This window comes from Acinetobacter sp. ANC 4204 (assembly GCF_002135205.1).
In the GTDB taxonomy this organism is placed as follows: domain Bacteria; phylum Pseudomonadota; class Gammaproteobacteria; order Pseudomonadales; family Moraxellaceae; genus Acinetobacter.
Genome location: NZ_NEFZ01000002.1, coordinates 296,146 through 308,018 on the forward strand (window position 1 = coordinate 296,146; position 11,873 = coordinate 308,018).

Consider the following 11,873-nt stretch of genomic DNA (forward strand, 5'->3'; position numbering starts at 1 on the left):
ATGAACAATCTGAACTGTTTCTCTATAAAATATAAGGATGCCGAAACAATGAAACTTTCACACTTATTAATTGCAACATCTTTAACTGCTGCGAGCTTTACAACTTTTGCAGCAACTCAGGAAGCTCCTGCACAGGAAGATAAAGTCGTTGTATCTACTCAAGAAACAGCTGAAACCACTGACTTAAGTGCAAATGCACCTGCTTCAGAAGCCTCAGCAGAACAACCAAACCAAGAAAAAGCAGCTAAATAATTTATTACCTGCTGTAATAAAGCGACCTACTCTCCAGCATGATTACAGCTCTTATTTAGCACAATCAGAAACCAAGACTTATCCTGTCTTGGTTTCTTTTTTGCTGATAGATTTAAATCATAGAAATTAGTGATCATTTCAAGGTGAAAGCTTATAGTAGAAAACAGAATATTTTAATAATAAACAATAAACTACAAACCATACCAAACACAAAGTCTCATTATCTTTATACCCATGACCTACTATTGACTAGCTTGTTCTGCCTCATTTTTTCACCGTTAATAACTGTAAAAGTGAATTAAATGGACATTCGCAATGCGCAACACAGCAAATTACACAACTGAAGTCGCAATTCTTGGTGCTGGCCCTGTCGGTTTGACCATTGCCAACTATTTAAGTAAGCAAGGCGTACAAGTCACAGTCATTGAACAGTTAGATAGCTTAATTGATTACCCGCGTGCAATTGGGATTGATGATGAGTCTTTACGGACGATTCAGTCTTTGGGCTTAGTCGAACAGGTCTTACCACATACCACGCCGAATCATGCTATGCGTTTTTTAACGCCAAAAGGACGTTGCTTTGCAGACATCCAACCTTTAACCCGTGAGTTTGGTTTTTCGCGTCGGAATGCCTTTATTCAACCACAAGTAGACAATGTCTTATTACAAGGTCTGAAACAATACGAGCAGACTCATGTATTGTTTTCCCGCCAATTGATTGAATTTAGCCAAGATCAAACTGGTGTCACTTTAAAGCTACAAACCGCAGATCAAACTGAAGAAATCATTCAAGCACAATACTTAATAGCATGTGATGGCGGAAATTCCATTATTCGTCGTACATTGAATATAGATTTTGCAGGTAAAACAGCACCAAACCAGTGGATTGTGATTGATATTGAAAATGACCCACTGGCAACACCACATATTTACTTATGCTGTGACCCTGTACGTCCTTATGTTTCGGCAGCACTTCCACATGGTATTCGTCGTTTTGAGTTTATGGTGATGCCTGGTGAAACTCAGGAAGAGCTCAGTCAGCCTGAAAATATTGCCAAACTATTGTCCAAAGTACTTCCAACAACCGATGGTATTGAAGTGATTCGTCAGCGTGTTTATACCCACAATGCACGCATTGCAGAAAAATTCCGTGTCGACCGTATTTTACTGGCAGGCGATGCCGCCCACATTATGCCTGTATGGCAAGGTCAAGGTTATAATAGTGGCATGCGCGATGCTTTCAACCTTGCATGGAAAGTTGCATTGGTTGTACAAGGCAAAGCATCTGCGGAATTATTAGACTCGTACCAAGTTGAACGTAAAGACCATGCCAAAGCCATGATCGACCTTTCCGTGATGGCAGGTCATGTACTGGCACCACCGAAAAAATGGCAAGGCTTTGTGCGTGATGGTATTGCTCATGCATTGAACTACATCAAACCGATTAAACAGTATTTACTCGAAATGCGTTTCAAACCTATGCCGAAATATCATGCTGGTGCACTAATCACTGATGGCAGTAAAACCACACCTGTCGGCAAAATGTTCATTCAACCACATGTTAAACTTGAATCTGGCAAAACTGTTTTACTCGATGAGGTTCTGAGCAATGACTTTGCCATCATCGCTTGGGGGGTAGATCCAAAGTGGGGACTCACACCAGCGCACATGCAACAATGGCAAAAACTGGGCGTCAAGTTTGTTCAAGTCATTCCAGCAGTGCAACTGGACAATGAAAAACGCCAAAAGTATGACGGAGTGATCACGGTAGGCGATCTGGGCACAGACATCCGCAGTTGGTTTGGTCAAACGACTGAGTCTGTGGTCATACTTCGTCCAGACCGTTTTGTTGCAGCATTAGCGATTCCACAGACCTTAAACACGGTTAGCCAACATCTCTTTGCCAAACTGCATGTGAGCTAATGCCATATCACAAGGTTCTGGCACAATCCAGAACATAAAAAACCACGCTAAACCATAATGCTGATCCGTTAAGGGGTTTTGTACTAAACTCCTTAACTTTTTAGTTCTTTAAAGCAGAATCTTCTATACTCTAGATCAAATATTTATAGCTCAACTACTACTTTGGTTAAGCCCGAATGCCCCATCAGAATATATATTGGGTTCGCAAGAAAAGCGGCTTGTGGCGCATACCCCCGACTACACAAATCACCAAATCCCTTGTATTGATTCATAAATCGCAAACCTTATTTTTAAATATTTTTACCTTGAGCAAGTACAAGTGACGTTTCTGCGCATCAAATAGCATCATACGTTTAAAAATAAAATGCCAGTCTATTGCTTAAGACTGGCATGAGCACTAAGGCACGGTTTTATAGTACTAAGTTTATTGGACTTAAATCGCTTGTACCCATTCAACTCCCTGTACCGCATCGCGACTTTGAATCAACTGGATAAAAGGTTTAAATTCGTCGAAATATGGGACAATTTTGAAAGAAATGGCATAGATTAACCAATAGGCCAAAAACAAATCTGCGGCACTAATTTGATTGCCCAACAAATATGGCTTCGCCTGAGCTAAACCTACTTTTATAAACCGATAAATAGATGCTTCTGTACCAAAACCCAAACTTCTTTTTCTAGTATCTAGCTGTTGTTCAGAAATGCCTAAACTTTTCACGTCCATAAACTCAGTGAGTGGTCCATGACAAAAGAATAACCATTTCAAATATTCACCACGCTTGGGGTCATTGAAAGCAGGCGCGAAACCTTTTTCGAGATATTTATCTGCCAAATAAGCAAAAATAGCAGGAGTTTCTGAAATCACCGAACCCTGATCCACTAAAAATGGGACTTTCCCCATTGGGTTCAAAGCCAAATATTCAGCATCCGCTAAATCTGCATATTCGATATGAATAATTTCGACCTGATCTTCAATATCTAACTCTTTTAAAAACGGCAATACCGTAATGCCGCGAGAATGAACGTTGCTATACAGCTTCATTATTTTGAGCCTCTTAGATGGCGCTTTGAGTATGTTTTAAACATCATACAGCACAACTGTATGTGTATATTTTTAAGTAAAAAAACAACGACATAATAATACGACTGATTTTATTCACTGTTTTATCCCAATCCCTTTGCCGCCTTTACCAAGAGTACATTTTTTGGACGTGTTATCAGTGTTTTTTATTATGCATTGAGCCCTTTTTGCTCTCACCATTATTTACGACATTATAAAAATAAATTTTCATCATGCTTAAACTAAACACAATTTGGTGTTGCCTTAGGCATAGATGGTAAATCAGGAAAATTAAACCACGATATCATCATGGACTCAGTTAAAGAGACAAAATTAGAAATCGCACTGTGTATTCGCAATAAGGCATCTTGAACATTTATACCTTCTGGTTCTGCTATATCAACCCTTTAGCCAGATCTTTATAAACCTCATACACTTGAAATGTTGATTTACCTAATGACCCTTTCCCCAAGTTCCAATATTCAAAAGAATTCTGGTCAGAACATGTCCATATAAAATTGCTCTTTTAATATTTTTAAAATGAGATCAATCGCAGGGTTTTTCTGCTGTTTACGGTAATTCGCATAGAGTCCAATCATCGGTAAAGGTTCAATTGTGTTCTTCGCTACAATTTTATCACCCAAAAGTGGAATCACATACGCAGGTACAATACTCCACCCAACCCCCATCCCGACCAAATTCACATTCAGCAAAATATTGGTCGAGTGCTGGACAATATTGACATTCAGTTTCGAGTGTTTAAAAAAGTCTTGGATCAACTTATATAACTGTGGTGAAGCGGTTTCATCACTGATCACAAAGTCACGATCATTAAAGTGCTTAATGCTAATACTGCGCTGTTCAGCAAAAGGAGAATCTTTCGGCATAATCAGAGCTAAAGGCTCCTGAAAAACTTGAACATGCTCAAACTCTCCAGACTCATCTGGATAACGCGTAAATGCAATATCAATTTCACCTTTTTTCAGAGCATCAAGCTGGGCTGAATCTGTCAGGCTATGAAAGCTAATTTTTAAGTCTGGAAAATGCGCGCGAATGTTTGGCATGATGTAAGGAAACACTTTCATTTCAGCAACAGGTACAAAGCCAATATGTAAGTGATCTTTACTCATATTGGCAATTTGGCGTGCATCATAAATTGCCTTTTCAGCATACTCCAAGCTCAGTAAAGCTTGTTTTAAAAATGCTTTTCCTTCTTCCGTAAGTTCGACCTTACGATTGGTTCGAATCAATAGCTGCGCGCCAACCTCATGTTCCAAATCCTTAATTTGCTGGCTAAGCGAAGGCTGAACCGTACACATGCGCTGTGCTGCTTTAGTAAAATTGAGTTCTTCTGCAACAGCAACAAAATAACGTAAATGACGCAATTCCATAAAACGCTCCAACTATGCTTCTGACACCCGTCGTGTCGTTTTAGCCACTTTAAATTTGTAGATACATAACGTCAGCAGCACAATTGCTGCACAGATTAAATATGTAGTTTGAAAGCCTAAATGCGCAATCACCAAACCTATCACAACCGAGCCAACAGCCATTCCCAAATCAAACAAAGTAAAAAAAGTCGAAATAGCATGTCCCATACGTTGTTTCGGTACCGACTGAATGGCGACCGTTTGAAAACAAGGAAATAACGAGCCGTATCCCATACCAATAAATACAGCAGATAACCATAACATCCATGGACTATTGACGATGCTGACCAACACTAAACCCAATGCAAAACACAAAAATGAAGGATAAATCACAGCACTGGCGCCACGGCTGTCATAAATCTTGCCGACCCACGGTCGCACCAAAATCATCGACACAGCAAAAACCACGAAAAATAAACTGGTATAAGCCAATAAAGCTTTGGACTCAGTATATGTAGCAATGAAACTCATAATGCTCGAATATGCAAAGGCCGTGAGTAATGCAATTAAACCAATCGGCACTGCCTTGAGTTCAATAATGTCATACCAGCTCAAACCTACTCTTTCTTTAGTTTCGGGCACTTGAAGAGAAACAGATTCAGTAATTGGAATCAACCAACTAAAAATCAAACCAAGACTAATCAGCACAGTCAGTAGAACAAATAAATCATTAAAACTACTGTACTGCACAACGCTCAGAGCAATAAGTGGCCCAAAAACCACAGCTAAATTGGTAGACATGACAAAATAACCCATCCCCTCACCTTTGCGTTGTTCGGGTATAAAATCATTAGCAATGGGTACAGTTACAGTTGTTAAAATACTAAACCAAATACCATGTATAAAACGAATAGCAAGCAAGCTCCACATGCTGTCCACCCAAAGATAGCTAAAGGCAAAGCAGACAAAAAGTGATGCCGAAGCACGAAAGGAAAAAGCCTTCCCGAGCCGCTCCACAATCAACCCTGAAAACGGTCGCACTGCAATAGAGGACACCAAAAATAGGGTTAAAGCGAGACCTGCTTGCTTCACCGTCCCACCGAGTTCTTGCATGATATAAACGGGCAAGATCGTGAGTAATGCAAAGTAATACGTGAACAAGAACAGATTATTACACACACAAAGTATAAAATTTCTATTCCAAAGCGACTGCTGAGGCATTATCTATTCCTCTAAAAGCGCATGTCGCTGTGCAGGTGCAATTACCAACCGAACCAAATTGTGAATATAGGCGTCATCAGGCATACGGTTAAAAAAAATAATTTGATAATGAATCGGTCCATACAAAGTATCGAGCATCAACTCAAAAGGATAATCTGCGCGTACTTCACCACGCTCAATCGCACACTGAATTAATTTACGGGTTTGGACACGACGTGGCAGTAAATACTCTTGGAAAAATAACCCTGCAGCTTCGCGATGCTCTGCCATGACCACCAACAGTGCTCGCCCCACTGGATGATTCAAGGCCACTGCCAGTTTAGATAATTGTTGTACTAAGTTGTGCTCTAAACTTTGCTCAAAATCCAATTCAAAGACGGATTCGGTATGCAATTTAAATGCTTCAAAAACCAAATCAGATTTGTGCTTCCACCATCGGTAAATGGTGGATTTTCCAACCCCTGCACGTGCAGCAATATCTTCTATAGTGAACTGTGAATAATCTGCCTCTGACAAAGCTGCCAGTACAGCATTTAAAATGCATTGTTTTCGTTTAGAACCTTTCTCAACATTCATATCACACCAAAACGATACGCTACGTATCGTTTCATTTTATACTTAAAAATGCACTTGTGCTAATTTCTTTAATAAATAAATTTTAGACATAAAAAAAGGTCTCCTATATAGGAGACCTTTTCATTGCATTTAACTATGCGATGTTTTTTTATAAATACTGCACGAAGGGTGATGGTTTTCTTGTAAGCGCGCAACTTTACGTTGCTCAGCCGCTTCAAAACGACAACGCTTCCAGTCATTATCCAAGTTCAATGCAGGAATTTGTTTTGGCTTACCATTTTCATCGACCGCCACCATAGTAAAGTAACAACTGTTGGTATGACGTACTGTACGCTTTTGAATATTCTGCGCTTCAACACGAATACCGATTTCCATCGAAGTCCGCCCCACATGGTTCACACTTGCCAAGAAAGTAACCAACTCACCTACATGAATCGGCTCTTTAAAGTTCACTTTATCCACCGATAAGGTCACTACATAACTGCCAGAAAAACGACTTGCACACGCATACGCAACTTGGTCTAACAGTTTCAAAATGGTGCCACCATGCACATTTCCTGAAAAATTCGCCATATCTGGTGTCATTAAGACCGACATAGTGAGTTCAGACTGGTCATCTGCAGCCGCAGCAATTTGATCTAATGGGGACATCGCGTTCTCTAATTCGGAAGATAATAGGATATGTGGCGCTTATTATATCGGTTTTACAGACTAAATTTGGTAACAAAACCATCATTATTATTTATAGCGATTCTCCCATCATTCAAAAAAATATATATAAAGAAGACTAAGGTGTTGAATCTATAAGCCTTCTTGGTACTTCAACCAGTTTTCTATCACATATATTTGACTGTACAATTCACATTCAGTCGCATGAACATCGCTATATACAAGAGCACAGCCCTTAATTTCACCTATTCATTTGCCAAAATATATATCTACTACTGCATGCGTGCCTGAATCGCTTGAATATTCAGTTTCTGTTTATAATTTTTTTGAGCGAACACTTTTTGAATCTGTTGCAATTGAGCAACAGTTGCATCCTGTCCTGCTTTCATCGTCATTTCACGCCCACTCACATCAAAAATATGTACTTTCTCACGTAAGTCTGGCTGAATCACAATATCGGCATTTTTCAGCTCTATTTGCGCAAGGTTCTTTTGCATAATATTGATATTTTGGTTAAATAGTCCCCATACATTCGACGTTTCGGTATACATCGGCTGCGCTAAAATATCTACAGCAATAATAATATCTGCACCTAATTTACGCGCTACATCGACAGGAACTGGGCTCACTAAACCGCCATCAACATACTCATCTTCACCAATTTTAGTCGGGATAAACATGCTCGGAATGGACACCGATGCACGCACTGCTTGCCCTGTATTTCCATAATTAAAAACGACTTTTTTACCTTCTTTTAGTTGTGTTGCAACCACATACATCGGTGTTGGTAAACGTTGAAGAGGAACATCTTTGACCTGTTCATTAACATAGTCCTCAACTTTTTGACCATCAAAAAAACCTTTCATACCCAAACGAATATCACGTACATCATTGGCTTTCATATTGAGTGCAATTTCACGCAGTTCATTTGCATTTTTACCACTGGCATAGAGGGAGCCCACTATACTACCCGCACTGGTTCCCACGATAAAATCAGGGTGTATACCTGACTGCTCCAGTACTTGTATTGCACCAATATGTGCGTAACCACGGGCACCGCCACTACCAAGGACAAGAGCAATAATTGGCCGATTTTGCTCTTTTTTAAGCTGTTTAAAATTAATACGATCGGTTCTTTCCTGAGCTTCGTTGGAATTATTATGTGTTGCACCAAGCTGATTTGACAGGTCTTGGTCTGCTTTTGGCATACTTTGGCAACCAGCCAAGACAAGCAATGTAAGCGACAACAGGCTAATTTTTAATTTCAACATAATTCACCAACGCTAAGGAAGAAGAAAATTTTAAGCAACATAGTGTATGAAAATCCGTAGCCGTCTGACTGTTGTTTTTCGTAAAAGTGTGCATTCTCTTATTATAATTCTTTTCACCCTTTTAATATCATCTGGTATGTGTATTCAGCTCCTGATCCACATATTTAAACCTAAAGTGCCTATCTTTTTGTAGTCTAGTCACTTATTGGACTCAGTTTGGTCATAAATTTTGACTCATTAGAGCTCTTGAAGTAGTCAAAAAATGATCATTCCCTGACAATAAAATAAGTATTGAACGTCACTTTCTCTCTTGGTGAAGAGCTTAGAATGAGGGCAGATTCTTCCTATAAATCCTCTCCCTAGCCCTCTCCTTTAAAAAGGAGAAAGAACTTTCATTGTGATTTCAAGACAGCTCAGAAAATGGCTGATGCACGAACTCCATTGAAGATTCATTAATGTACGATTATTAGTGCATAAAAAAGCCCCTACTTTAAGTAGAGGCTTTCTGGCGAATTACCAAATGTCTGATTTGACTTTATCTTTAAATTTAGGATGGTTGTCCAATTTAAACACTGGCTCTTTCACTCCTTGTTTGAGCTGACCGATATAGTCCTTTAACAACATCAATAAGAATGGTGTTAATAACAAAATGGCAAACAAGTTAATGGTGGCCATGATGCCCATGAACAAATCCGCAGTGTTCCAAATAAGGGGCACACTCATCACTGAACCAAGATAGACCATAATCAAAACAAAGATACGGAACACAAACATCACTTTGGCGTTGTTGTTAATAAATTGCACATTGCCTTCAGCATAGGCGTAGTTACCAATGACTGATGAAAAAGCGAATAAGAATAAAATCGTTGCAAGGAAGTCATCCCCCCATGAACCAATTTGGCTCTCTAGCGCCATTTGTGTTAATGCAACACCTTCAAACCCAGCATCGTGATACAGACCAGACGCCAAAATAATAATTGCTGTACATGAACACACCACAAACGTATCCACAAATACACCGAGCATTTGTACTAAACCTTGGTTTACGGGATGTTTCACATCTGATGCAGCTGCCGCATTTGGTGCTGAACCCATACCTGCTTCATTAGAGAATAAACCACGTTTAATCCCCATCATCATTGCCATGGAAACCATCGCACCGAAGAATCCACCTGCTGCCGCCTCAAACTCAAATGCTTTCGAGAAAATAAGCTGAAAGATGTCAGGCAAAATAGCATAGTTAATAATGGCAATATAAAGTGCAACAACTAAATACAATATAGCCATAAATGGAACAAAGCTTTCAGCAACCTTCGCAATACGCTTAATCCCACCAAAGATAATCACTGCAGTTAGCAAGACTAAACCGAGCCCAACCCAAGACACCACAATATGAATGCCGCCCAGTTCAAAAGCCAAATTGGCTTTGTCCCAACCCCATGCATGTGCTGTTGCACCAGTAATGGCATTGGCTTGTACTGCATTAAACACAAAACCATAGGTTGAAATTAATGCTACAGCAAAAACTACGCCCAACCATTTTTGCTTCAGACCTTGAGTAATATAATAAGCAGGGCCTCCACGGAACTGTTTATTCTCTTGGTCACGCACTTTAAACAATTGTGCTAAAGATGATTCAACAAAAGCTGAGCTCATGCCTAAAAATGCAGTCACCCACATCCAAAAAACTGCACCCGGTCCACCAATCGCAATTGCGATCGCAACACCAGCAACATTACCCACACCAACACGGCTTGCAAGCCCCGTTACAAAAGCCTGAAAAGGCGTAATACCATGGTCATCATCACATTCCTTACGGCTTGATTTCATCACCTTGATGCTGTGTAAAAATAAGCGAACCTGCACCGCACCCGTAATTAGCGTGTAAAACAAACCAACGGCAACCAGAAAAACCACTAAAAAGTCCCACAGAGGTCCATTCAGTGTATTCACCCACCCGAGTAATGTTTCATTTAACTGATCATTCATCTCGACTTCCTAATTATTGTGAAAGACTAAAAAGCAAAAAAGCCCTAGTTTCCTAGGGCAAATCGCACATTCAATTAGCTAAAAAACTGCAAAATAGACTGAATAACAGCAACGTTAATCAAGTCTACAAAGAAGGCGCCACATAAAGGAACAATTAAGAATGCCTTATGAGAAGGACCATACATGTTGGTAATGGCTTGCATGTTTGCCACTGCTGTTGGTGTTGCACCCATACCAAAACCACAGTGTCCTGCAGACAATACAGCAGCATCGTAGTTTTTCCCCATTACACGGAAAGTTACGAAGCCCGCATACAATGCCATAGTGATTGTTTGCGCACCCAAAATAACAACCAGTGGACCAGCCAAGTCAGCCAACTGCCATAATTTCAATGATAATAATGCCATCGCAAGGTAAAGTGATAATGATGCATTACCAAATACATCAATCGCGCGATCAAAGATTTGAACTTTAAAAATCCCTTCCAATACATTACGTAAAATCACACCACCAGCAAGCGCCCAAACGAATGTTGGCAACTCAAGCATTGTGCCTTTCATCTGACCTGTCATAAAGTCAGCAAAAGCCAAACAGCCTGCGAACAAACCTAATGTGGTAATTGCATTATCAGCTGTGATAAGACGAACCCGATGCGGATATTCAAATGGTACATATTCCGTTGAGCTAATCTCTGGTAAAGGCGTATTATCACTTCTTTCAATCTGCTCATTGGTACGTGGTGTCGCTAATTCATAGCGGTTAATAAGTAGTTTTGCTAAGGGGCCACCAATTAAACCACCAATAATTAGACCAAAAGTTGCACTCGCCATACCTAATGCAAGTGCACCTTGAATACCATGCTTAACTTCTAAAATTTCACCCCAAGCACCCGCAGTACCGTGACCACCAGTTAAGGTAATTGAACCCGCAATTAAACCAATCAATGGATCAATACCTAATAGGGTTGCAAGGCTAATGCCCACGAAATTTTGTACCACAATAAAGGAAGCAACAGCCATTAAGAAAATAATAAGACCGATCCCACCTTCACGTAATTTGGAGAAGTTTGCACTTAAACCAATTGAAGCAAAGAAAATCAGCATAAAACTGGTCTGTAATTCGCTACTTGTAGTAATGCTATAGCCCCAAAGACTATGCACAAGCAAAGAGATAATCGCAGCAACCAAACCACCTGCTACAGGCTCAGGAATGTTGTAGCGTTTCAAGAAATCAATTTTATTAACCAAGAAGCGACCAAGTAACAAAACAATGACAGCAGCAATCAAGGTATAAAATGCGTTAAATGTAAATTCCATGACAATTGTCCATAAAGCTGATGCTTAGAGTTGTTATCTGGCTAATAAATAAGCCACTGAATCCATTGATACTTCAAGATAGATTTCGTAAATCTGAGTCAAACTCAGTCTTGCGTATGAAAATTCAGGCAATGGGTAAATTGGTAACAACTAAGCGATCTGATGCATAACATATTCAGCTCTACCGATGAGTAAACTGAAAGAACGTAATGCCCAATAATTTTTG

General features: G+C 39.8%; 11 protein-coding genes. 2 read left to right on the forward strand and 9 right to left on the reverse strand.

The features are described 5' to 3' along the window. The first annotated feature begins 48 nt into the window (after positions 1-48). A complete protein-coding gene (locus tag B9T36_RS05270) occupies positions 49-252 on the forward strand; it encodes a hypothetical protein (protein WP_086208493.1) in 204 nt (67 codons plus the stop codon). A 315-nt stretch (positions 253-567) separates the two neighbouring features. Then, positions 568-2,175 (forward strand): bifunctional 3-(3-hydroxy-phenyl)propionate/3-hydroxycinnamic acid hydroxylase, encoded by a 1,608-nt coding sequence (locus B9T36_RS05275; RefSeq protein WP_086208494.1) that lies wholly within the window; start codon positions 568-570, stop codon positions 2,173-2,175. Positions 2,176-2,318: 143 nt separating this feature from the next. Here B9T36_RS05275 and B9T36_RS19320 read toward each other — a convergent pair whose 3' ends face one another. The 9 genes from B9T36_RS19320 to gltS form a co-directional block, all read right to left on the reverse strand. After that, positions 2,319-2,447: a hypothetical protein gene (locus B9T36_RS19320; RefSeq protein ID WP_265733397.1), complete on the reverse strand. Its 129-nt coding sequence runs from the start codon at positions 2,445-2,447 to the stop codon at positions 2,319-2,321. A gap of 161 nt (positions 2,448-2,608) precedes the next feature. Beyond that, positions 2,609-3,217 (reverse strand): glutathione S-transferase family protein, encoded by a 609-nt coding sequence (locus tag B9T36_RS05280; protein ID WP_086208495.1) that lies wholly within the window; start codon positions 3,215-3,217, stop codon positions 2,609-2,611. 515 nt (positions 3,218-3,732) lie between these two features. Further along, the gene (locus B9T36_RS05285) at positions 3,733-4,626 is read right to left on the reverse strand and encodes a LysR substrate-binding domain-containing protein (RefSeq protein WP_086208496.1); all 894 of its coding nucleotides are present in this window, start codon (positions 4,624-4,626) and stop codon (positions 3,733-3,735) included. A gap of 12 nt (positions 4,627-4,638) precedes the next feature. After that, positions 4,639-5,826 (reverse strand): MFS transporter, encoded by a 1,188-nt coding sequence (locus B9T36_RS05290; RefSeq protein ID WP_086208497.1) that lies wholly within the window; start codon positions 5,824-5,826, stop codon positions 4,639-4,641. A gap of 3 nt (positions 5,827-5,829) precedes the next feature. After that, positions 5,830-6,402: a TetR/AcrR family transcriptional regulator gene (locus B9T36_RS05295; protein WP_086208498.1), complete on the reverse strand. Its 573-nt coding sequence runs from the start codon at positions 6,400-6,402 to the stop codon at positions 5,830-5,832. Between the two features lie 129 nt (positions 6,403-6,531). Then, entirely contained in the window at positions 6,532-7,053 is a 522-nt protein-coding gene (locus tag B9T36_RS05300) for an acyl-CoA thioesterase (RefSeq protein ID WP_058869179.1), read from the reverse strand. 290 nt (positions 7,054-7,343) lie between these two features. Beyond that, entirely contained in the window at positions 7,344-8,342 is a 999-nt protein-coding gene (locus tag B9T36_RS05305; RefSeq protein ID WP_086208499.1) for a patatin-like phospholipase family protein, read from the reverse strand. 513 nt (positions 8,343-8,855) lie between these two features. Next, positions 8,856-10,331 carry an alanine/glycine:cation symporter family protein gene (locus B9T36_RS05310; protein ID WP_086208500.1) on the reverse strand — a complete coding sequence of 492 codons (1,476 nt, stop codon included), beginning with the start codon at positions 10,329-10,331 and terminating at the stop codon, positions 8,856-8,858. Positions 10,332-10,405: 74 nt separating this feature from the next. Next, positions 10,406-11,647: a sodium/glutamate symporter gene (gene gltS / locus B9T36_RS05315; RefSeq protein WP_086208501.1), complete on the reverse strand. Its 1,242-nt coding sequence runs from the start codon at positions 11,645-11,647 to the stop codon at positions 10,406-10,408. Positions 11,648-11,873 lie beyond the last annotated feature (226 nt).

Bases quoted from the DNA above. Each gene is read 5' to 3' on its own strand.
- B9T36_RS05300 (WP_058869179.1), bottom strand. From the start codon at position 7,053: ATGTCCCCATTAGATCAAATTGCTGCGGCTGCAGATGACCAGTCTGAA.
- B9T36_RS05270 (WP_086208493.1), top strand. From the start codon at position 49: ATGAAACTTTCACACTTATTAATTGCAACATCTTTAACTGCTGCGAGC.
- B9T36_RS05280 (WP_086208495.1), bottom strand. From the start codon at position 3,217: ATGAAGCTGTATAGCAACGTTCATTCTCGCGGCATTACGGTATTGCCG.
- B9T36_RS05285 (WP_086208496.1), bottom strand. From the start codon at position 4,626: ATGGAATTGCGTCATTTACGTTATTTTGTTGCTGTTGCAGAAGAACTC.
- B9T36_RS05295 (WP_086208498.1), bottom strand. From the start codon at position 6,402: ATGAATGTTGAGAAAGGTTCTAAACGAAAACAATGCATTTTAAATGCT.
- B9T36_RS05275 (WP_086208494.1), top strand. From the start codon at position 568: ATGCGCAACACAGCAAATTACACAACTGAAGTCGCAATTCTTGGTGCT.
- B9T36_RS05310 (WP_086208500.1), bottom strand. From the start codon at position 10,331: ATGAATGATCAGTTAAATGAAACATTACTCGGGTGGGTGAATACACTG.
- gltS (WP_086208501.1), bottom strand. From the start codon at position 11,647: ATGGAATTTACATTTAACGCATTTTATACCTTGATTGCTGCTGTCATT.
- B9T36_RS05305 (WP_086208499.1), bottom strand. From the start codon at position 8,342: ATGTTGAAATTAAAAATTAGCCTGTTGTCGCTTACATTGCTTGTCTTG.
- B9T36_RS05290 (WP_086208497.1), bottom strand. From the start codon at position 5,826: ATGCCTCAGCAGTCGCTTTGGAATAGAAATTTTATACTTTGTGTGTGT.
- B9T36_RS19320 (WP_265733397.1), bottom strand. From the start codon at position 2,447: ATGAATCAATACAAGGGATTTGGTGATTTGTGTAGTCGGGGGTATGCG.